The sequence below is a fragment of the Gallaecimonas zhanjiangensis genome, assembly GCF_057624825.1.
This window is the reverse complement of the sequence record NZ_CM172603.1, coordinates 973,565-993,783: the sequence shown is the minus strand read 5'-3', so window position 1 is coordinate 993,783 and position 20,219 is coordinate 973,565. Positions and strand designations below refer to the sequence as shown.

The following is a 20,219-nucleotide window of genomic DNA, read 5'->3' as shown; positions in this document are numbered from 1 at the left end:
TTACACCCGGCTGGAGAAGCGATAACCGGCGCCGCGTACCGTCTGTACCAGGCGGTCGTGGCCGTGGTTCTCCAGCGCTTTACGCAGTCGGCGGATATGCACGTCAACAGTGCGGTCTTCCACATAAACGTTGGTGCCCCAAACGTTGTCCAGCAACTGCTCACGACTGTACACCCGCTCCGGGTGGGTCATGAAGAAATGCAGCAGCTTGAATTCGGTGGGGCCCATGTCGACAGAGTCTTCATGAGCGGTGACACGGTGGGATACCGGGTCCAGGCGCAGCCCCTGCACTTCGATGACATCGTCCACGTTGGTGGGTGAAGTGCGGCGCATCACGGCTTTGATCCGCGCCATCAGTTCCTTGGGCGAGAAAGGCTTGGTGATGTAATCGTCGGCGCCCACTTCCAGGCCACGCACCTTGTCTTCTTCTTCACCGCGGGCGGTGATCATGATGATGGGGATCTGACGGGTGTATTCGTTCTGCTTCATGGTTTTGGCCAGTTGCAGACCGGACCCACCGGGCAGCATCCAGTCCAGCAACACCAGATCAGGATAGGGCTCCTGAAGCCTGGCCTGGGCCATGGGCAGATCTTCAGCTTCAACCGGCTGATAGCCGTTTTGATCGAGGATAAAGGCCAGCATCTCCCTGATCGGAGCCTCGTCCTCAACTATCAATACACGTCGTGCCATGGGATGATCTCTACTCATTGCAATCGGCTGACATTATTGTGAACTATTGTGACACTTTTATGACCCGATAGCGGCATCGGACCTCTTTAATGCATTTAAGCCACTGATAAATTTAAAAAAGCAGAACATCGCCACAAAACGACAACTCGCCGTTTTTTTGTTCATCAGCACTTAAGCGCGGTTAGGGTCCACGGAAAAACGCGAATAAAAAAGGAGGCTTTCGCCTCCTTCTTCATACCGGGGGAGCTTAGAACTTCTGTTCGATGCCCACAGCCAGGTAGTCAGCATCTTCAGCGCCGGATACGGCGGAGAATTTGGTGTAGAAGCCGAATACTTTGGTGGTGTTACCCAGTTTGTAATCGATACCGGCAGAAACGGCATCTTTGTAAGAAGTAGAGCCCAGGTCGTGCAGGTCAGAGTCTTGGTACTGCACTTTGAAGGTGGCTTTGTTCAGCTCATAAGCGGCGCTGACCATGAAGCCGCTGTAGTCTTGGCTGCTGTCGGCAGATTTTTCGCCGCGCTGATACATACCGCCCAGAACGAAATCACCAACCTTGCCTTGAACAGTGGCGCGGGTGGTGTCCCAGCCGGCTACGTCGTTGTCATAAGCCACAGAAGCGAAGTAAGGGGCTTTTTTGAATTTGGCGTCACCGTACATCAAGGCCAGAGAGGCGCCGGACTTGTACTTGGTGCCGTCAGGGCCGTCGCCGTCAACGCGTTGGTCATCGTTGTCTTGACCAATGTAGGTGATACCGGCTTGGAACAGGCCAATGGACGGAGTCATATAGGTGATGGAGTCACCCATACGGTTTTCGCCTTTGAACAGGGTCTTGATGTCGCCGTCCAGGTCGTTGAACTGGTCAACGTTGCCTTGAGACTGCTTGAGCATGGTGTCGTTACGGCCTACCAGGGCGGTACCGAAGCTGCCTTTCAGACCAACGAAGGTGTTACGGGCTTTGAACTGGTCTTCGGAGCTGTTGGCGTGGGATTGGTCAGTGGCGTTCACTTCCCATTCCATTTGGTAAACGGCTTCCAGGTCGTCGCTCAGGGCAGCGGCACCTTTCACACCAAAGCGAGAAGCGTTGCTTTTCAGTTCGGTTTGAGAGTCGCCTTTGTCGACGTTTTCGAAAGTGACGTTCAGTTTACCGTATACGGAAACCGGTACGTCGGCAGCAACGGCGGAACCGGCGAAACCCAGCAGCATGGAAGCAGCAACAGCAGACTTTACAAAGTTCATTTTCTTACCCCAGAAAAGTGTAAAAACACTAAAAAATGCCTCTCGGCGAACGGTGGGCATCTTGGCAAAGCTTTGTGACAGTTTTATTGCTCAGACGGGGCAGAATCGAAAAAATCGCAAACGTTTTTCTAACAGCCCGCGCATGGCGCAGGCTGGGAGGGAGAACAGCCGGATAGGAAAAGGTTCTTAGGCTATTTGCTGAAGGTTAGCGACACATTGCTGCCAGATAACCGCTTGTTCGGCGTCGAAACCCACCAGCCAGATTTGTTTGGACAGCACACATTGCTCGAGAGCGGCGTTCAATGCCGTTATCGCCACTTCTGCCGCTTCCTTGGCAGGATAACCATAAACGCCACAACTGATGGCCGGAAAAGCAATGCTGACAATGCCTTCACGGTCAGCCAGCAACAGGCTGTTTTGGTAACATTGCGCCAGCAACTCGGCTTCGTTTTCGCCGCCGCCATGCCAAACCGGGCCCACGGTATGCACCACATACTGGCTGGGCAGGTTAAAGCCGGGGCTTAACTTGGTCTCGCCGGTGTTGCAGCCACCCAGGCCAGCACAGTACTGTTTGAGGTCAGGCCCGGCGGCCTTGTGAATGGCGCCATCGACGCCACCGCCCCCCAACAGGCTGGGATTGGCGGCATTGACGATGGCATCAACGGGTAATTGGGTAATGTCCCCTTGCCAGACCCGCATAAAAAAAGTGACGTTGCTCGATTTCATTTATTCTCATCCGACCAGTTTAATGAGAAAGCGTTTTCGCCATTTTTATCAGCTGAAATTCTGTCTTACCCTAGCTAAGCTGATTTTTCCAGTTGCCAAAAACGACCTTTTGTAAGAAATTTTCATACATTCCAAGACAGAGGGAAGCATGTCCAATCAATTAGTTCAGCTCAGCGCCTTTACCACCATAGTGGCAGATACCGGCGAAATCGATGCCATCCGCCGCTATGCACCCCAGGATGCGACCACCAACCCGTCGCTGATCCTCAAGGCGGCCGGCCTGGACGAATACCAGCACTTGGTAACGGATGCCCTCGAGTATGCCCGCGCCCTGGGTGGCGACCAAGCCACAGTAGTAGACAACGCCATGGACAAACTGGCGGTCAATTTCGGGGTTGCCATCCTCGGTATCATCCCCGGCCGCATCTCCACCGAAGTGGATGCCCGCCTCTCTTTCGACACCCAAGGCACCATCGACAAGGCTCACAAGCTGGTGGCGCTCTACAAAGATGCCGGCATCGAAAAAGACCGCATCCTCATTAAAGTCGCCGCCACCTGGGAAGGTATTCGCGCCGCCGAAGTGCTGGAGCAAGAAGGCATCAACTGTAACCTGACCCTGCTGTTCTCCTTTGCCCAGGCCCGCGCTTGCGCCGAAGCAGGCGTGTACCTTATCTCCCCCTTTGTTGGCCGCATCCTCGACTGGTACAAAGCCAGCACCGGTAAAGACTACGGCGCCGAGGACGACCCGGGCGTGGTATCGGTTAGCCGCATCTACGACTACTTCAAAACCCACGGCTACGGCACTGTGGTAATGGGCGCCTCTTTCCGTAACACAGGGGAAATTCTGGCCCTGGCCGGTTGCGACCGCCTGACCATAGGCCCGGCCCTGCTTGAGCAACTCGAGCAGAGCGAAGAACCTATCAGCCGCCGCCTGGAACCCGGCACTGAGCGCCAGCCACGGCCGCAGCCCCTGACTGAAGCCCAATACCGCTGGCAGCACAACGAAGATGCCATGGCGGTGGAGAAACTCTCCGAGGGCATCCGCAAATTTGCCGAGGACCAGCAAAAGCTGGAAGCCTTACTGTTGAAAAAGCTTTGAAGCAAAAAGGGGCGTCAAGCCCCTTACTTTTAGAGGACGCCATGACCGGATTGACCCGTTACCCCAGCAATGACGCACTGGCCAGCCATCTTCACAACCTGCCGGATCTTAAAAGCCTGTTTGCCGCCGACCCTAAACGCGGCGAAACCTTCTCCCTGAGCGCTGCCGGCCTGACCCTCGATTACAGCAAAAACCATCTGACCAGCGAGACCCTGGCTCTGTTTGAAAAGCTGGCTGAAGAGGCGGGCCTTGGGGATAAAATCCAGGCCATGTTCAATGGCGCCCTTATCAACCACACCGAGGGGCGCGCCGTGCTGCACACCGCCCTTCGCGGCAGCGTGGATGACAGCGTTATCAGCGAAGGCAGCCAAGTCACCCAAGAGGTGGCCGCTACCCTGGCGCGCATGGCCCGCTTTGTTGAAGCCCTCTACAGCGGCCAGTGGCTGGGCTTTACCGGCAAGGCCATTACCGATGTGGTGAGTATCGGTATCGGCGGCTCCTTTCTTGGCCCCAAAATCGTCACCGAGGCGTTAAAGCCGTTCTGGCAGCACAAGGTCAAAGTACATTATGTAGCCAATATCGACGGCGCCGCCCTTAGCGGCAAACTGGCGGACCTTGACCCTCAAACCACCCTCTTTATTACCGCTTCCAAATCCTTCGGCACCCAGGAAACCCTCACCAACAGCGAAAGCGCCCGCGATTGGCTTAAAGCCGCCGGCGCCGACTTTAGCGATCTTGCCAAACACTTCGTGGCAGTGACCGCCAACGTGCCCAAGGCCGAGGCCTTTGGCATCAGCGCCGACAACTGTTTTCCCATGTGGGATTGGGTAGGAGGCCGCTATTCGCTGTGGTCTGCCATCGGCCTGCCCATCGCGCTTGCTATCGGCATGGACAACTTCAAGGCGCTGCTGGGCGGGGCCAACGCCATGGACCAGCACTTTAAAACGGCACCGCTGAAACAAAACATGCCGATGCTGCTGGCCCTGACCGGCATTGCCTACATCAACTATTTTGGCGCCACCTCCCATGTGCTGCTGCCCTACGACCACGGCCTGCGCGCCCTGCCCGGCTACGTGCAGCAGCTAGACATGGAGTCCAACGGCAAGAGCTGCCATAACGATGCCAGCGCCATTGAGCATCTCACCGGCCCTGTTATCTGGGGCGCCGAGGGCACCAACGGCCAGCACGCCTTCCACCAGTTATTGCACCAGGGCAAACAGCTCATTCCGGCCGATTTTATCCTGCCGCTGACCAGCCATTACCCCCTTGGCCGCCACCACGCCATGCTGGCCTCAAATTGCTTTGCCCAAAGCCAGGCGCTGATGGAAGGCAAAAGCCTTGATAAAGCCAAGCAAGAACTGGCTGCCAGCGGCCTTAGCGAGGCAGAAATTGCAAAACTGGCGCCCCATAAGGTGATGCCGGGCAACCGCCCCTCCAACACCTTGCTGATGGACAGTGTCAGCCCCGCCACCCTGGGTGCCCTTATCGCCCTTTATGAGCATAAGGTATTGGTTCAAGGGATCTTTTGGGACTTGAACTCCTTTGACCAATGGGGGGTTGAGCTGGGTAAGGTGCTGGGTAACGAGGTGCTTAGCCGCCTGGAAGACGACAGCGCGCTACTGGATCTGGACAGCTCCACCAATGCCCTCATTGCCCGTTTCCGGGCCTTGGCCGCAAAAAAGCGCGAGGGATAACACAACTGCAACAAAAGTGTTTTACTTTTAGCCCGTGCGTGGTAATTAGTTGGTTGTCAACAACGCCTTAAAACGGGAGTTTCCATGGAAGATATTCAGGATCTGCAGTTGGCTCTTACCGGTGGGAAGCGTGATGCCAAAGGCCGTGGCGCAAGCAACAAGAAACGGCGGTGGCGCGAGATCGAAGACCTCAAAGAGAAATACCGTTTAAAGCGCGAACTCGAAGAAATCGACTGGAACAGCGACTATTCCCTTGACCGCATCGACCTTTAAGTAAAACCCAAACAGCAAAAAGCCCGGCCATCGCCGGGCTTTTTATTTACTCTTCCTCTTCCTGCTTCAGGCGCTCCCACAAGGCCCGGTGATCGGCCCTGACTTCGGCGCCAAACAGAGGATCTTTTTGGGCCTTCTCTTCCAGGGTAGCGGCCAGTTGCTGCCAGTCGGCTTCAGAAAGCTCGCCTTCCAGAAGCGGGAACAGCTTTTCTTCCTCAAAGGCCAGGTGGGCGCGCTGCTCGCAGACAAAATCCTCTAGGGCGCGCAGCATTTCGTCGCAGGGAACAACGGCGTCCATCAGCACCATCTCTACCCGCTGGCCAAGGCATTGGGTGGCCTCATCCAGTTTGCGGTGCTGGCCGGTCAGCTCGGCCTTGAGCTTGTCGTTATCAATCTTGCCGACCAGCTCGTCTTCTTCACTGTGATGCACGCCATCAACATAGTGGTGAAGATAGTCCAGCACATCCTTGAGCAGGTCATAACGCACCTCCTGGCCGGCACGAATGGCCGCCGCTTTGGCGTCCAGGAGCGCCAGCAAACGGCGGATGCGATGATGGTCCTGGCGAAGCAAATCCAACATGGGCACAACCTCCTAACGGCTCCCCTAAGGATAGACCCGCCAGGGCCCTAACGCGCCGGCTCAGCTTTGCCAGTCGATGGGCTCAAGGCCCTGGCGCATCAAGATGGCATTGGCCTGAGAGAAGTGCCGGCAGCCAAGAAATCCGCGGTGGGCCGACAGTGGAGACGGGTGCGGCGCACTCAGCACGTGGTGGCGCTGGCGGTCGATCATGGCGCCCTTTTTCTGGGCATGGCTGCCCCACAGCAAAAACACCAGCCCCTGGCGCTGCTCGTTAAGGGCCGCTATCACGGCGTCGGTAAAGGTTTCCCAGCCCCAGCCAGCGTGGGAGTGGGCATTGCCATCCTGCACCGTGAGCACCGTATTGAGCAGCAGCACCCCTTGTTGGGCCCAGCTTTCCAGGTTGCCATGCTCGGGAATGCGGTAGCCGGGAATATCCCCCGCCAGCTCTTTGAACATGTTCTTAAGGGAAGGGGGCGGCGCGATGCCGTCTTTGACCGAAAAACACAGGCCGTGGGCCTGGCCCGGGCCGTGGTAAGGGTCCTGGCCGAGGATAACCACCCGCACCTTGTCAAACTCGGTATAACGAAAGGCGTTGAAGACCTCGTCTTTTGGGGGATAGATCACTTGGCCGGCGTCCCTGGCTGCCTGTACTCTGGACATCACTGCCTGGAAGTAAGGCTTTTGCTTCTCGCCACCGATGATGTCGCTCCATTCTTTACTCATGGCTCGGCTCCTGTCTCGTTGTGGCGCACATGCTGCCCAAGCTGCCCCCCTGGCGCAAGAAAAGGATGCCAATGAACCCCATCAGTCACACCTTTCGCGCTTACTGGCAGGATTTTCTGCACTTGACCGGCAAAGCCAGCCTCTGTTTTGCCGAGGCCGATTGGCAGGGATTGCAGCAACTAAGCCGGGCCCGCTTCGAGCGCCATGACGATATCGTCGGCCAACTGGTGGCGAGCCTTAACGGCAGCCTGCTGGACTGGCCAGCCCTGAAGCAAGATTTTGTCGAGTCGCTCAAAGACCACCCGGCCCGGGAGTTGGCGCTGACCTTTTTCAACTCGGTCTACGCCAGGTTGCAACCGGGCATGCCTCGGCCCTTTAACGGCCGCGAGTTGGCCAAGGTGGCAACGGTGCCTTACCTTCGCCTGCCAATGCAGGGGGATTTAACCGATGTGATGCAAAGGGTGTTGGAAAGCGCCAGCCTGCCGCTTCCCATCCGCTACCTTGCCAACCAGGCCACCAAGCTTGCCCAGGCGCTAAAGCCGGCCCTTAATCCCCACGACTACCCCTTACACCTGGACCTACTCACCGAGCCTTTTTACCGCAACAAGGGGTGCTACTTGGTGGGCTGCCTTAACACCGATCAGATGGCGGTGCCCTTTGCCATCGCCTTTTTGCAAAAAGACGGCGCCCTCAAAGTGGATGCGCTGCTCCTGCAACGCGACCACCTGTCGGTGCTGTTCGGCTTTGCCCGCTCCGATTTTTTAAGCCTGAGCCCGGCGCCGTCGGCGCAGATCGCCTTTTTAGAAACCCTGATGCCCCACAAGCCGCATTCGGAGCTCTATAACGCCCTGGGCTACTACAAGCACGGTAAAACCCTGCTGGTTACCGAGCTGGAAGACGCCTTGGCCCGCAAAGGCCGCTTTATCACCGCACCAGGGATACCGGGCCTGGTGATGATGGTGTTTACCCTCGAAGGCCAGGATTTGGTGTTCAAGGTGATCCGCGACCAATTTGGGGATTCCAAAAAAGTGACCCCCCAGCAGGTGGTAGAGCGCTACCACCTGGTGCAGCGCCACGACAGGGTGGGCCGCATGGCAGACACCCAGGAGTTTATCGACCTGCGCCTGCCGCTGGCCCATTTTGACCCGGCGCCCCTGCAAGAGCTGTTGGCCACCTGCGCCGGGCGGGCCCGGATAGAGGGCGACATGCTGCACCTGAGCCACTGTTTTACCGAGCGGCGCATGACCCCCATGAACCTCGCCCTGAAAGAACGCAGCGGCGAAAGCAAAGCCATCCTTCGTGAATACGGCCACGCCTTAAAGGACATCGCCACCGCCGGCATTTTCCCCGGCGACATGCTCTTTAAAAACTTCGGGGTCACCCGCCACGGCCGGGTGATTTTCTACGACTACGACGAGCTGTGCCCCCTGGGCGACGTGACCTTCAGAGCCATCCCCAAAAGCGAGTACGAACAGGATATGCTGAGCGCCGAGCCTTGGTACCCGGTCAACGAAGGGGACGTGTTCCCAGAGGAGTTCCGGCATTTTCTGTGCGCCCGCCAGGACGCGGCCGAGGTATTGGGCCAGGAATTTGCCGAGCTGTTCACCCCCGATTTCTGGTTAAAAGCGCAGGAAAATGCCAAAAAGGGGCAACTGGAAGATTTCTTCCCCTACCCTCAGGCCCTTCGCTTCCCGGGTTAAGTTCCTGCTAGACTGGCCAGATAAAACATCCAAGAGACAAGAAGATGCGTTATTTCATCGCGCTGCTCGCCGCCCTGCTAACGACCCAACTGCAAGCCAAAGAGCCACGCAATATCATCATCATGATTGGCGATGGCATGGGCCCGGCCTACACCACCGGCTACCGCTACTTTGCCGATGACCCCACCACCCCCAAAGTGGAATCCACCGTCTTCGACCAGATGCTGACCGGCATGGCCAGCACCTACCCTGACGAGCCCGACACCGTGGTCACCGACTCGGCTGCGGCCGCCACCGCCCTTGCCACCGGCCATAAAACCTACAACGGCGCCATTGCCGTTGACCGCCAGAAAGTGGCGCTGTCCTCCATCATGGACATGGCCAAACGGCTGGGTAAAAGCACCGGTATCGCGGTGACCTCGCAGATCAACCACGCCACCCCGGCGGCGTTTTTGGTGCACAACGAAAACCGCTCCAACTACAACGCCATTGCCGATGCCTATTTTGACGACCGCATCGACGGCAAATTTCGCGCCGACGTGATGTTTGGCGGCGGCACCCAGTACTTCAAGCGCCCCGACCGCGATCTGGTGGCCGAATTTGAAGCCGCCGGTTACCACTTTGCCAGCGACAGCGCCAGCCTTGCCGCCCTCAGCCAAGGGCCGGCGCTGGGGCTGTTTGCCGATGTGGGCCTGCCAAGCGCCATCGACGACACCCAAGGCCCGCGCCTCGATGCCATGACCGCCAAAGCGGTGGAGCTTCTAAACCAGAACCCCAAGGGTTTTGTGTTGATGGTGGAAGGCAGCCAGATTGACTGGGCCGGGCACAGCAACGACATCGTCACCGCCATGCACGAGATGAAGGACTTTGCCAAAGCCATCCGCTGGGCCAAAGACTTTGCCGACAGCCGGGACGATACCCTGGTGGTGGTAACCGCCGACCATTCCACTGGCGGCCTGACCCTGGGCGCCGCCGGCAAGTACCAGTGGCGCGCCGATTTTCTGAGAAAGATCCCCAACTCACCAGGGGTGATAGCGGCTCGCCTGGCGCAAGAGTCCGAACCAGCCAAAGCCCTGCCGGCACTGCTGGGCTTTACCCCTTCCAAGGATGAGGCCAGCAATTTGATGGACGCCATGAGCGATGGCCAAGAAGCCCTGGTCAGCGCCATCAAATCCCTTATCGACAAGCGCAGCCTCACCGGCTGGACCACTTCAGGCCACACGGCGGTAGACGTGCCCATCTTCGCTGACGGGGTCGACAAAGACCGCTTTGAAGGCTTTATGGATAACACCGAGATTGCCAAGCGGCTCTTTGCTCTGCTGCAACCGGGTGAGCAGCTGATTGGCCAGTTCCAGACGCCGCCTGCGCCAAAAGCCGAGGCCACCAAGGCTCCGGTTGTTGCGACTCCGGCTCCCGCCGCTCCCACGGCCATGCCGCTGCCAAGCACGCCCAAGGCGCAAAGCCCGGCGCCCAAAGCAGAAGAGCCAGCGGCCAAGCCGCAAGCAGCACCAGCACCAGCACCAGCACCAGCACCAGCACCCAAGGATGCGCCAGTAAAAGACGAGACGGCGCAACCCGCAGCGCCGGTGTCGGCCGCCGAAGCAACTCCCACCGAGGCCCCTAAAGCCGCCTCAGAGCAGCTTGTTGAGGATAAACAGCAGCAGCTTTAAATCCCGCTCACCGGCCCGGTGCAGGCTTTCTAATGCCCACTGGGCCGGTATCTCTTCGCCGCCGATGGCGGCCTTGGCCAGTACCGCTTCCAACCGCTGGCGCGCCGTAGCCAACAAGCCGTCGTCCACCTCTGCCACTTGGGTTTGCTCGGGCAGCTGTTGCAGGCTGTAGGCGTAGAGCATCACCGCCTGGCCAAGATTCAGCGAAGGCTGGGTTTGGGATAGAGGCAGGTAAGAGCGCAGCTGGCATTGCTCCAGCTCGTCGTTGGCCAGCCCAGACTCCTCGCAGCCAAACACCACCGCCATTCTGGCCACAGCCCCTTGTTGGCGAAGGGCCTGGCTTTTTAGCTCTTGTGGGGTCAGGTATTGGTGCTTGCCGCTTCGCATTCGCGCCGTGGTGCCCACCGCCAGGGTGCAATCGGCCAGGGCTTCGCTCAGGGTGTCAAAATCGCGGGCCTGGCTTATCAGCTCCTGGGCACCGTGGGCAACCCACTGGGCCTGGGGTTCGAGGTGGGCCTTGGAGCCCACAATGCGCAGATCGCCAAAGCCCATGGTCTTCATGGCTCTGGCCGCCGCACCGATGTTCTCCGGGCGGGCGGGGCGAACCAGCACAAAACAAATATCCATCACGCCTCCTTTAGGGCCCCAAAGCTTAATGATTTGCCGGGCACTAAACTAGAGAGAACCACAAGGGGAGTACGCCGCCATGCACCTGAGCGAAGATATTCATAACCTGATGGAACGCCTGCTGACCGAAGAACTGACCCAACATCCTCCCGCCATCAGCTCCGAGCAGCTGGCTGACCTCTGCTGCCTGGTTCTTAACAAAGTACCGCCCCGCTATGTGCGGCATGACGTAGACAACGCCTACTTCACCACCGAGCAGGAAAAGCAGCAGCTTGAGCGCAAAATAAGAGTGGCTATAACTGAGTCGCTGGATTTTCTCACCAGCCGCGATGTGCGCTACTGAGCCTGAGCCAGAGCCTTGAGGCCGCGGTTAAGGATGGCCTGCCAGCGCTGGCCCCGGTCACCGCGGCGAAAATTGACATACAGGGCTTTGTTTTCCAGTAACTGGGGGGAAGCGGCCAGCGCATCTTTGAAGGGCGCCAGTTTCTCATCGTGTTCCAGCCAGTAGGCCATGACTTTAAGATCCACCACAGCGCCATCAACCCGGCCATAGGCCAGCTTCAGCAGGTTCTGGCGGTCTGAATCGGCTTGGTCGATGGGTTGCAAGCCGTGCTCCACGGCGTTGTCAAAAAGCGCCGTGTTGACGTAATCGCGCACCACCCCGATGCGGTACTTGTACAGGTCCGCCTGGCGCTTCCAAACAAGAGGGTGGGCCTTTCGATAGGCGATACCCAAAGGTCCGTACCCCACCACACCGGAGCTGATAAACATCAGGTCCCGATCACCATCCTGGTATTCGGGGCCGTAGGCCACGTAATCGGAGTCTTGGTTGACCAACAACAAGGCCCGTTGCCAGGGCAGGAAGGTAACTTGCAGCTGGTGCCCCTGGGTTGCCAGCGCCGCCCGCAGTTTACTGATCACAGTGCCCTGGCCAGGCAGTTTGCTGCCGGCATAGGGCGGCCATTCCAGGCTGGCCATCTTCATGACATCGGCTTGGGCCAGGGAGCAGGCGAACAGCAGCACAACAATCAGCAAACGCATGGCGGCATTCCTCGGCAAGAGATCTTCAAACTAACCGAAGAAAAAAAGTAAATGAAGTGTTAAACGGTGATTTTTAAACACAAAAAAACCTGCATAAAGCAGGTTTTAATGTTTGGTGCCTAGGGCCGGACTCGAACCGGCACGGTTTTACCCGGCTGATTTTGAATCAGCTGCGTCTACCAATTTCGCCACCCAGGCAGGTGCAGGGCATTATACGCATTTAGTCTCGCCTTGCAAGCCTTCTTGAATTGGCGAAATTTGCTACAATTCTAAGCGCTTAGCTATCGGAGCACACCATGAAGGGCCACTTTCCAAGAGCCTCGTTCGGGCGTCGTCTGGCCGCCCTCTGTTATGACTACCTGCTGGCCTGTGCCGTATTCATGCTGGCCCACTTCTTGGGCTTTGCGGTGCTGACGCTGGCCATCCAGCTCTTCCCTTCCCTGCTGGACGGTTATCCCGACCAAGCAAGCTTTATGCGCGACCAGCCGCTCTACAGCCTTTACCTGCTGTTATGCGTACTCGGCTTTTTTTTGTGGTTCTGGACCCACGGTGGCCAAACCCTTGGCATGCGCGCCTGGCGCCTTAAATTGCAAAGCCAGCAAGGCGGGCCGGTGAGCCTTAAGCAAGCACTGCTTAGGGCCCTGTGTGCGCTATTGGGGGCAGGTACCCTGGGGGTGCTGCTCGGTTCGCGGCGCCTGGCGCTGCAAGACAGGGCCAGCCAAACAGAAGTGGTGCTGGTGGATACGCCAAAGCAATAACTCGCAGGCAGCAAAAAGGGCACTTTAAGCGCCCTTTTTTGGGTTTATGCCGGCCTTCGCAGTAAATACACCGAAATGCCGATAAACAGCAGCCCCGGCAATATCGCTCCCAGCAGCGGCGGCACCTCGTACACCAGGCTCAAGGGCCCGAAGATCTCGCTTAACAGGAAGAAGCTAAAGCCTGCGATGATGCCAAGGATGATACGGGCGCCCATGGGCACGGTGCGCAGTGGCCCAAACACGAAAGAACAGGCCAGCAGCAGCATCACAGCAAGGTTTAGCGGCGCAAAAATCTTGCGCCAAAACGCCAGCTTATAGCGAGAGCCATCTTGCTTGTTGGCCACCAGATATTCCACGTATTGGGTAAGACCGCGCAGAGACAAGGCTTCGGGTTTGACCGTGACTACACCGAGCTTTTCCGGGGTCAGGTCGGATTTGAGCATCATGGTGGGCCGCGAATCGACCCGGGTGCTGTCTTTGTCTATCCAGGTTTCCTGCACTTGGCTGAGCTCCCAGCCGTTTTTATTCCAGCGGGCATGGTCGGCATGCAGCAGCCGTTTAAGTTGCAGGCCGTCAAACTCATACAGGGTGACATCGCCTATTTCATCGGCCTCCAGCAGCTGCTGGATATGTACAAAACGGTTGCCGTCCCGCGCCCACAAGCCATTGGAATCGGACAGCAAGGTCCCCCCCGACATGGCCTGGGTACGCATGTCCCGGGCGTAACGCTCGGCCCCCGGCGCCACAAACTCGCTCAGCAGCACCACCATGATCATCAGCAGGAACATGGTCTTCATGGCCGAGGCGATGATATTGAACTTGGACATGCCGGAGGCCTGCATCACCGTCAGCTCGGAGTTGCTGGCCATCATGCCAAGACCAATAAGACCGCCCAGCAGCACCCCCATGGGGAAGAACACTTCGAGGTCGCGCGGCATGGAGAACAGCACAAAGATGCCGGCATCGGCCGTGTCATAAAGGCCGCGGCCCACGTATTTGAGCTGGTCGACAAACTTGATAAGCCCAGACAACCCCACCAGTACCGCCAGGCACAGTAAAGTGGTGGTGAGGATCACCCGCCCGATGTACAAATCGATAATTTTCATCGGCTACCCCTCAGCCAGCCACGAATGCGGGTGCCGAGGGTTCGGCCCTTGATGATAAGCGCGATACCGATAAAGAGTGCGCTGCCATGGATCCACCAAAGTCCCAGGGCAATGGGAATTTTGCCGTCTTCAAGCGCCCTGTTACCGGCAAGCAGCAACAACAGATACCCCAGGAACAGGCCAAGGGCGGGCAGCATTTTGGAAAATTTGCCCTGGCGCGGCCCGGTTTGGGCCATAGGTACGGCAATCAAGGACAACAGCAACACCGCGATAGGCAGTGCCATGCGCCACTGCAGCTCGGCACGGGCATCCACCGAATCGTCTTTGAGCAGCTCGCCAAGAGGCAGCGCCGAGAGTTTACGGTTGCGCTTTTGCACTTCCTGGTCGCCAATCTGCATCTTGTAGAGGCCAAAATGCACTTCCTGCAGCGCCGCCTGCCCGGCTTCGCCTTCATAGCGATAGCCCTGATTGAGCTCCATGGTGTCCATGCCCTTGTCGTTCTGAGACACCACGCCGCCTTCGGCCATCAGCACCGAGGGGGAATCGCCAGTACCGGGCAATTGGGCCACAAACACTTTGTCCAGGTGGCCATCGTCGATGTTTTCGATAAACACCACCGCCCTGTTATTGGCGGTGCGCTGAAAGCGCCCTTCCTGCAAGGTGGCAAGGCCGCTGCTGGAATGGGCCTTTTCCACCATCTGGTATTCCTGCTCTTTGGCCCAGGGAGCAAACCAGAGGGTGATGGAAGCGGCAATCAAGGAGAACAGCAGAGCTACAGTCAGGGTAACCCGCGCCACGTACCACTCTGAGATGCCGCAGGCATGCAGCACCGTCATTTCATGTTCGGAGTACATCCGGCTGTGGGCCATCAGGATGCCGATAAAGACCGACAACGGCATCACCATCACCAGCAACGACGGCAGGTGCAGGCCGATAACCTGGGCCACTATGGTGCCGGGAATGTCGCCGTCGGCGGCGTCGGAGAGCACCGAGACAAACTCCCGGCTGACGAAGATGGCCATCAGCACCAGCAGCACGGCGATGGTGGACTTGAATGCTTCAGCGAAGAGGTAACGGAAAACTATCAAGAGAATGCCCTGTTTTCGCGAATATTTGCTGTTTTACTAAAATCCGGCCAAATCTTGGAGCTAACACTTGTTTTTGCAAGTTTAAGTAGCTTTAATCGACCTATCAGGCTTTTTGACAAGTCCTGGCGGATAAAATTTCAGGCGTTAGCGAGCCCTTTCGTCCCGCTAAATCAATTGCCTGCATTATCCATAGATCCGCCGCCCTTGTCTTTAATGACTCTTAGGAGTGTGCATGGAATTTAGCGTAAAAAGTGGTAGCCCGGAAAAACAGCGCAGCGCCTGCATTGTGGTCGGTGTCTACGAACCCCGCCGCCTTTCCCCCGTTGCCGAACAGCTCGATCGCATCAGTGACGGCTATATCTCCAACTTGCTGCGCCGTGGCGACCTTGAAGGAAAGGTAGGCCAGACCCTGCTGCTGCACCATGTCCCAGGCGTCCTTTCCGAACGGGTGCTGCTCATTGGCTGTGGTAAAGAGCGGGAGCTGGACGAGCGCCAATACCGCCAAATCGTTCAAAAAACCATTTCCACCCTTAACGATACCGGCTCCATGGAAGCGGTGTGTTTCCTGACCGAGCTGCACGTTAAGGGCCGCGACACCTACTGGAAGGTGCGCCAAGCCGTAGAAGCCACCGAAAGCAGCCTCTACAGCTTTACCCAGCTTAAATCCAAGAAGGAAGAGCCCCGCCGCCCCCTTCGCAAGTTGACCTTCAACGTGCCGACCCGCCGCGAGCTCTCTTTGGGCGAGAAGGCCATTCGTCACGGCCTGGGCATCACTAAAGGCATGGCCATGTGCCGCAATGTGGCCAACATGCCGCCCAATATCTGTAACCCGGCTTACCTGGCAGAATCAGCCAAGGAACTGGCCAAGGAACACAGTAAGCTGGCCATCGAAGTGGTGGGTGAAGCGCAAATGGCCGAGATTGGCATGCACTCCTACCTGGCGGTAGGCCGTGGCAGCGCCAACGAATCGATGATGACCATCATGCGCTATAACGGCGCCCCTGACGCCTCTGCCAAGCCCATAGTGCTGGTAGGCAAGGGCCTGACCTTCGACGCCGGTGGTATCTCCATCAAGCCTGCCGAAGGCATGGACGAGATGAAGTACGACATGGGCGGCGCCGCCGGCGTGCTGGGCACCATGACCGCCCTGGCCGAGCTGGATTTGCCGCTGAATGTGATTGGCGTGCTGGCCGGCTGTGAAAACATGCCCGATGCCAACGCTTATCGCCCCGGTGACATCCTCACTACTCTTTCTGGCCAGACCGTCGAGGTGCTTAACACCGACGCCGAAGGCCGCCTGGTGCTGTGCGACGTGCTCACCTATGTAGAGCGCTTCGAGCCTGAGTGCGTGATTGACACCGCCACCCTCACCGGTGCCTGTGTGATTGCCCTGGGTAAGGTGGCCTCCGGTTTGATGTCCACCCACAATCCGCTGGCCCATGAGCTGATTAACGCCTCCGAGCAATCCGGCGACAAAGCCTGGCGCCTGCCGCTCTTTGACGAGTACCAAGAGCAGCTGGAAAGCCCCTTTGCCGACATGGCCAACATCGGTGGCCGCCCGGCCGGTGCCATCACCGCCGGCGCCTTCCTGAGCCGCTTTACCAAGAAGTACAACTGGGCTCACCTCGATATCGCCGGCACCGCCTGGGTATCGGGCAAGAACAAAGGCTCTACCGGTCGCCCGGTGCCGCTTCTGACCCAGTTCCTCTTGAACCGCGCTGGTGAAAAGCCCGAAGATTAAGGGCAACCCCACGGAACCAAGGGCAGCTCTGACTGCCCTTTTTCCTTTTTGGAGTCTTTATGGCCGATGTCACTTTTTGCTCCCTGCCGGACGATAACCTGGTGGAGTTTGCCTGCCAGGTGGCCGCGCATTTTTACCAATTGCGCCAACCGGTGCTGATCACCTGCCAAGACAAAGCCCAGGCCGACGCCGTTGACGAAGCGCTGTGGATAAAGGAGCCGGCCTCCTTCGTGCCCCATAACCTGGCCGACGAAGGCCCCAAAAGCGGCTCACCGGTGGCCATTTACTGGCCCCAAGCGCCAGCGCCCAGAGGCCGGGCGGTGTTGATTAATCTCCATGAAGCCATCCCCCATGTTGCGGTACAATGTGCGCAAATTTTTGAGGCCGTGCCAAACAGCGAGGCACTCAAGGTGGCGGCGCGAACCCGGTTTCGCAGCTACCAACAACAGGGCGCAGCCCCTAAGCACTTGTCACTCGCGGACTTTTTGGCGCAAACCCACTGAGATACAGCAAAACCATGGATAAGACTTACAATCCTTCCGCCATCGAAGAGGCGCTCTACCAGGCCTGGGAAGAAAAAGGCTATTTCAAACCCAGCGGTGCGGCCGGCGCCGACAGCTATTGCATCATGATCCCGCCGCCCAACGTCACCGGCAGCCTGCACATGGGTCATGCCTTCCAGCAGACCATCATGGACGCCCTCACCCGCTACCAGCGCATGCAGGGTAAAAACACCCTCTGGCAAGTGGGCACCGACCATGCCGGTATTGCCACCCAGATGGTGGTGGAGCGTAAACTGGCCGCCGAAGGTGCACCTGACCGCCACGCCCTTGGCCGCGACAAGTTCATCGACAAAATCTGGGAATGGAAGGAAGAGTCCGGCGGCACCATCACCCGCCAGATGCGCCGCCTGGGTAACTCCGTGGATTGGGAGCGTGAGCGCTTCACCATGGACGAAGGCCTGTCCAATGCGGTGCTGGAAGTCTTTGTACGTCTGTACGAAGACGACCTTATCTACCGCGGCAAGCGCCTGGTGAACTGGGACCCTAAACTGCACACCGCCATTTCCGACCTGGAAGTAGAAAACAAAGAGCAAAAGGGCCACATGTGGCACCTGCGCTACCCCCTGGCGGACGGCGCCAAGACCACCGAAGGCAAAGACTATCTGGTGGTGGCCACCACCCGCCCCGAGACCATGCTGGGTGATACCGGTGTCGCCGTTAACCCCGAAGATCCGCGCTACAAGGACCTTATCGGCAAGTTTATCGAACTGCCGCTGGTAGGGCGCCGCATTCCCATCGTTGGCGACGAACACGCCGATATGGAAAAGGGCACCGGTTGCGTGAAGATCACCCCGGCCCACGATTTTAACGACTACGAAGTGGGCAAGCGCCACGGCCTGCCCATGGTCAATATCCTGACCCTGGACGCCCATATCCGGGTTGAGGCCGAGTGCGTGCACACTGACGGCACCGCCAACACCGAGATGGACGGCTCCATTCCGGCCGAATTCCAGGGCCTGGAGCGCTTTGCCGCCCGTAAGGCCATCGTCGCCAAGTTTGACGCCTTGGGCCTCTTGGAAAAAGTCGACGACCACAACCTCTCAGTGCCTTACGGCGACCGTGGCGGCGTGGTTATCGAGCCCATGCTCACCGACCAGTGGTACGTGCGGGTCGCCCCGCTTGCCAAACCCGCTATCGAAGCGGTGGAAGACGGCCGTATCCAGTTTGTGCCCAAGCAGTACGAGAACATGTACTTTGCCTGGATGCGCGACATTCAAGACTGGTGCATCAGCCGCCAGCTGTGGTGGGGCCACCGCATTCCCGCTTGGTACGACGAAACCGGCAAGGTTTATGTCGGCCGTAGCGAAGACGAAGTACGCGCCAAACACAACCTCGGCAGCGAGGTGGTGCTCAAACAAGACAACGACGTGCTGGACACCTGGTTCAGCTCGGCCCTTTGGACCTTCTCCACCCTGGGCTGGCCCGAGAAGCTTGAAGACCTGAAAGTCTTCCACCCCACCGATGTGCTGGTGACTGGCTTTGACATCATCTTCTTCTGGGTGGCGCGCATGATCATGATGACCATGCACTTCATCAAGAACGACGACGGCACGCCGCAGGTGCCCTTCAAGACCGTCTACGTGACCGGCCTTATTCGCGACGACGAAGGCCAGAAGATGTCCAAATCCAAGGGCAACGTTATCGATCCCTTGGACATGATTGACGGCATCAGCTTGCCCGAACTTCTGGAAAAGCGTACCGGCAACATGATGCAGCCGCAGCTGGCCGAGAAGATTGCCAAGCGCACCGAAGCCCAGTTCCCCGAAGGTATCGTTGCCCACGGCACCGACGCCCTGCGCTTTACCCTGGCGGCCCTGGCCTCTACCGGCCGCGACATCAACTGGGACATGCGCCGCCTGGAAGGCTACCGCAACTTCTGCAACAAGCTGTGGAACGCCAGCCGCTTTGTGCTGATGAACACCGAAGACAAAGATTGCGGCTTTAACGGCGGTGAACTGGAGTTGAGCCTGGCTGACCGCTGGGTGCTGGGTCAGTTTGAAGAAACCGTCAAGGCGGTGCGCCAGGCCATGGACAGCTACCGCTTCGACTTGGCCGCCAACACCCTGTACGAGTTCACCTGGAACCAGTTCTGCGACTGGTATCTGGAGCTCACCAAGCCGGTGCTGTTCAAAGGCTCAGAAGCCCAGCAGCGCGGCACTCGCCACACCCTGGTGACAGTACTGGAAGCGCTGCTGCGCCTGATGCACCCGGTCATGCCTTACATCACCGAGACCATCTGGCAGCGGGTGAAAGTGCTGGCCGGCATCGATGGCGACACCATCATGCTCCAGTCCTACCCCGAATTTGACGCCGCCAAGGTTAACGCCGATGCCATGGCCGATTTGGAGTGGGTGAAGCAGTTTATCGTGGCCATTCGCAACATCCGCGCCGAGATGGACATTGCCCCCAGCAAGCTCCTCGAAGTGCTGCTGGTGAATGTGTCTGAGACCGACCAACGCCGCCTGGAAGAGAACCTGAGCTTCCTCACCAATATGGCCAAGCTTGAGTCCATCACCGTGGCCAGCGGCGAGCTGCCCCCCACCGTTACCCAACTGGTGGGCGCCATGGAAGTGCGTATTCCCATGGCAGGCCTGATTGACAAGGACGCGGAGCTTGCCCGCCTTGCCAAGCAGCTTGAAAAGGTGGAGCAAGAGCGTGGCCGGGTAGCCGGCAAGCTGGGTAATGAAGGTTTCGTGGCCAAGGCCCCGGAAGCGGTAATTGCCAAAGAGCGTGAAAAGCTTGCCGAGCTTGAGGAAACCCAGGCCAAACTCAAGGCCCAATACGCCAGTATCGAGGCGCTCTAAGCAAATTAAGGCCCGGCTGATAGGACCGGGCCTTTTTATTCGCCATCAGAAATGGCTACATTAATGTAACGACAATAATACTGAGGACGGCCGTGGCCA

Annotated in this window: 19 protein-coding genes and 1 tRNA gene; 10 read left to right on the top strand and 10 right to left on the bottom strand. The window is 58.2% G+C overall.

Annotated features, from left to right (window positions below):
- The 3 genes from phoB to AC22G1_RS04660 all read right to left on the bottom strand — a co-directional run bounded on the left by phoB (position 1) and on the right by AC22G1_RS04660 (position 2,653).
- Positions 1-690: a phosphate regulon transcriptional regulator PhoB gene (phoB, locus tag AC22G1_RS04670; RefSeq protein WP_050657201.1), complete on the bottom strand. Its 690-nt coding sequence runs from the start codon at positions 688-690 to the stop codon at positions 1-3.
- Between the two features lie 247 nt (positions 691-937).
- Positions 938-1,927, bottom strand: a complete 990-nt coding sequence (locus tag AC22G1_RS04665; protein ID WP_487315733.1) for a porin — start codon at positions 1,925-1,927, stop codon at positions 938-940.
- A 186-nt stretch (positions 1,928-2,113) separates the two neighbouring features.
- Positions 2,114-2,653, bottom strand: coding sequence for an O-acetyl-ADP-ribose deacetylase (locus AC22G1_RS04660; RefSeq protein WP_487315732.1), 540 nt, complete (start codon positions 2,651-2,653; stop codon positions 2,114-2,116).
- Positions 2,654-2,801: 148 nt separating this feature from the next.
- Here AC22G1_RS04660 and tal point away from each other — a divergent pair, with 148 nt between their 5' ends.
- The 3 genes from tal to AC22G1_RS04645 all read left to right on the top strand — a co-directional run bounded on the left by tal (position 2,802) and on the right by AC22G1_RS04645 (position 5,719).
- A complete protein-coding gene (gene tal, locus AC22G1_RS04655) occupies positions 2,802-3,752 on the top strand; it encodes a transaldolase (RefSeq protein WP_487315731.1) in 951 nt (316 codons plus the stop codon).
- Between the two features lie 41 nt (positions 3,753-3,793).
- Positions 3,794-5,446, top strand: coding sequence for a glucose-6-phosphate isomerase (gene pgi / locus AC22G1_RS04650; protein ID WP_487315730.1), 1,653 nt, complete (start codon positions 3,794-3,796; stop codon positions 5,444-5,446).
- A gap of 84 nt (positions 5,447-5,530) precedes the next feature.
- Positions 5,531-5,719, top strand: a complete 189-nt coding sequence (locus AC22G1_RS04645) for a DUF3545 family protein (RefSeq protein WP_050657197.1) — start codon at positions 5,531-5,533, stop codon at positions 5,717-5,719.
- Positions 5,720-5,765: 46 nt separating this feature from the next.
- On the opposite strand, the gene AC22G1_RS04640 is transcribed toward AC22G1_RS04645, so the two are convergent.
- Together AC22G1_RS04640 and ung are read right to left on the bottom strand one after the other, a co-directional pair.
- Positions 5,766-6,299 (bottom strand): hemerythrin domain-containing protein, encoded by a 534-nt coding sequence (locus AC22G1_RS04640; RefSeq protein ID WP_487315729.1) that lies wholly within the window; start codon positions 6,297-6,299, stop codon positions 5,766-5,768.
- Between the two features lie 60 nt (positions 6,300-6,359).
- Positions 6,360-7,022 carry a uracil-DNA glycosylase gene (gene ung / locus AC22G1_RS04635; RefSeq protein WP_487315728.1) on the bottom strand — a complete coding sequence of 221 codons (663 nt, stop codon included), beginning with the start codon at positions 7,020-7,022 and terminating at the stop codon, positions 6,360-6,362.
- A 71-nt stretch (positions 7,023-7,093) separates the two neighbouring features.
- Here ung and aceK point away from each other — a divergent pair, with 71 nt between their 5' ends.
- Positions 7,094-8,722 carry a bifunctional isocitrate dehydrogenase kinase/phosphatase gene (gene aceK, locus AC22G1_RS04630; protein WP_487315727.1) on the top strand — a complete coding sequence of 543 codons (1,629 nt, stop codon included), beginning with the start codon at positions 7,094-7,096 and terminating at the stop codon, positions 8,720-8,722.
- A gap of 44 nt (positions 8,723-8,766) precedes the next feature.
- Entirely contained in the window at positions 8,767-10,392 is a 1,626-nt protein-coding gene (locus AC22G1_RS04625; protein WP_487315726.1) for an alkaline phosphatase, read from the top strand.
- Here the strand turns inward: AC22G1_RS04625 and AC22G1_RS04620 are convergent.
- Positions 10,354-11,019: a tRNA/rRNA methyltransferase gene (locus AC22G1_RS04620; protein WP_487315725.1), complete on the bottom strand. Its 666-nt coding sequence runs from the start codon at positions 11,017-11,019 to the stop codon at positions 10,354-10,356. The genes AC22G1_RS04625 and AC22G1_RS04620 overlap by 39 nt on opposite strands.
- A gap of 79 nt (positions 11,020-11,098) precedes the next feature.
- Here AC22G1_RS04620 and AC22G1_RS04615 point away from each other — a divergent pair, with 79 nt between their 5' ends.
- A complete protein-coding gene (locus AC22G1_RS04615) occupies positions 11,099-11,362 on the top strand; it encodes a late competence development ComFB family protein (RefSeq protein ID WP_487315724.1) in 264 nt (87 codons plus the stop codon).
- On the opposite strand, the gene AC22G1_RS04610 is transcribed toward AC22G1_RS04615, so the two are convergent.
- The gene (locus AC22G1_RS04610) at positions 11,356-12,060 is read right to left on the bottom strand and encodes a substrate-binding periplasmic protein (protein WP_487315723.1); all 705 of its coding nucleotides are present in this window, start codon (positions 12,058-12,060) and stop codon (positions 11,356-11,358) included. The genes AC22G1_RS04615 and AC22G1_RS04610 overlap by 7 nt on opposite strands.
- A gap of 113 nt (positions 12,061-12,173) precedes the next feature.
- Positions 12,174-12,258: transfer RNA gene (locus AC22G1_RS04605), tRNA-Leu, on the bottom strand.
- 98 nt (positions 12,259-12,356) lie between these two features.
- On the opposite strand from AC22G1_RS04605, the gene AC22G1_RS04600 reads away from it, so the two are divergent.
- Entirely contained in the window at positions 12,357-12,818 is a 462-nt protein-coding gene (locus AC22G1_RS04600; RefSeq protein ID WP_487315722.1) for an RDD family protein, read from the top strand.
- Between the two features lie 44 nt (positions 12,819-12,862).
- On the opposite strand, the gene lptG is transcribed toward AC22G1_RS04600, so the two are convergent.
- Both lptG and lptF read right to left on the bottom strand, forming a co-directional pair.
- Positions 12,863-13,924 carry an LPS export ABC transporter permease LptG gene (gene lptG / locus AC22G1_RS04595; protein ID WP_487315721.1) on the bottom strand — a complete coding sequence of 354 codons (1,062 nt, stop codon included), beginning with the start codon at positions 13,922-13,924 and terminating at the stop codon, positions 12,863-12,865.
- Positions 13,921-15,012 (bottom strand): LPS export ABC transporter permease LptF, encoded by a 1,092-nt coding sequence (lptF, locus tag AC22G1_RS04590; RefSeq protein WP_487315720.1) that lies wholly within the window; start codon positions 15,010-15,012, stop codon positions 13,921-13,923. Before lptF ends, lptG begins: the two co-directional genes overlap by 4 nt.
- Positions 15,013-15,244: 232 nt before the next feature.
- Between lptF and pepA the strand changes: the two genes are divergently transcribed.
- Genes pepA through AC22G1_RS04575 form a run of 3 tightly spaced genes read left to right on the top strand, consistent with a single transcriptional unit; the run spans position 15,245 to position 20,120 of the window.
- Positions 15,245-16,753, top strand: coding sequence for a leucyl aminopeptidase (gene pepA, locus AC22G1_RS04585; protein ID WP_487315719.1), 1,509 nt, complete (start codon positions 15,245-15,247; stop codon positions 16,751-16,753).
- A gap of 59 nt (positions 16,754-16,812) precedes the next feature.
- Positions 16,813-17,256 carry a DNA polymerase III subunit chi gene (locus AC22G1_RS04580; protein WP_487315718.1) on the top strand — a complete coding sequence of 148 codons (444 nt, stop codon included), beginning with the start codon at positions 16,813-16,815 and terminating at the stop codon, positions 17,254-17,256.
- Between the two features lie 14 nt (positions 17,257-17,270).
- Positions 17,271-20,120, top strand: coding sequence for a valine--tRNA ligase (locus tag AC22G1_RS04575; RefSeq protein WP_487315717.1), 2,850 nt, complete (start codon positions 17,271-17,273; stop codon positions 20,118-20,120).
- Positions 20,121-20,219 lie beyond the last annotated feature (99 nt).

Bases quoted from the DNA above. Each gene is read 5' to 3' on its own strand.
- phoB (WP_050657201.1), bottom strand. From the start codon at position 690: ATGGCACGACGTGTATTGATAGTTGAGGACGAGGCTCCGATCAGGGAG.
- AC22G1_RS04665 (WP_487315733.1), bottom strand. From the start codon at position 1,927: ATGAACTTTGTAAAGTCTGCTGTTGCTGCTTCCATGCTGCTGGGTTTC.
- AC22G1_RS04660 (WP_487315732.1), bottom strand. From the start codon at position 2,653: ATGAAATCGAGCAACGTCACTTTTTTTATGCGGGTCTGGCAAGGGGAC.
- tal (WP_487315731.1), top strand. From the start codon at position 2,802: ATGTCCAATCAATTAGTTCAGCTCAGCGCCTTTACCACCATAGTGGCA.
- pgi (WP_487315730.1), top strand. From the start codon at position 3,794: ATGACCGGATTGACCCGTTACCCCAGCAATGACGCACTGGCCAGCCAT.
- AC22G1_RS04645 (WP_050657197.1), top strand. From the start codon at position 5,531: ATGGAAGATATTCAGGATCTGCAGTTGGCTCTTACCGGTGGGAAGCGT.
- AC22G1_RS04640 (WP_487315729.1), bottom strand. From the start codon at position 6,299: ATGTTGGATTTGCTTCGCCAGGACCATCATCGCATCCGCCGTTTGCTG.
- ung (WP_487315728.1), bottom strand. From the start codon at position 7,022: ATGAGTAAAGAATGGAGCGACATCATCGGTGGCGAGAAGCAAAAGCCT.
- aceK (WP_487315727.1), top strand. From the start codon at position 7,094: ATGAACCCCATCAGTCACACCTTTCGCGCTTACTGGCAGGATTTTCTG.
- AC22G1_RS04625 (WP_487315726.1), top strand. From the start codon at position 8,767: ATGCGTTATTTCATCGCGCTGCTCGCCGCCCTGCTAACGACCCAACTG.
- AC22G1_RS04620 (WP_487315725.1), bottom strand. From the start codon at position 11,019: ATGGATATTTGTTTTGTGCTGGTTCGCCCCGCCCGCCCGGAGAACATC.
- AC22G1_RS04615 (WP_487315724.1), top strand. From the start codon at position 11,099: ATGCACCTGAGCGAAGATATTCATAACCTGATGGAACGCCTGCTGACC.
- AC22G1_RS04610 (WP_487315723.1), bottom strand. From the start codon at position 12,060: ATGCGTTTGCTGATTGTTGTGCTGCTGTTCGCCTGCTCCCTGGCCCAA.
- AC22G1_RS04600 (WP_487315722.1), top strand. From the start codon at position 12,357: ATGAAGGGCCACTTTCCAAGAGCCTCGTTCGGGCGTCGTCTGGCCGCC.
- lptG (WP_487315721.1), bottom strand. From the start codon at position 13,924: ATGAAAATTATCGATTTGTACATCGGGCGGGTGATCCTCACCACCACT.
- pepA (WP_487315719.1), top strand. From the start codon at position 15,245: ATGGAATTTAGCGTAAAAAGTGGTAGCCCGGAAAAACAGCGCAGCGCC.
- AC22G1_RS04580 (WP_487315718.1), top strand. From the start codon at position 16,813: ATGGCCGATGTCACTTTTTGCTCCCTGCCGGACGATAACCTGGTGGAG.
- AC22G1_RS04575 (WP_487315717.1), top strand. From the start codon at position 17,271: ATGGATAAGACTTACAATCCTTCCGCCATCGAAGAGGCGCTCTACCAG.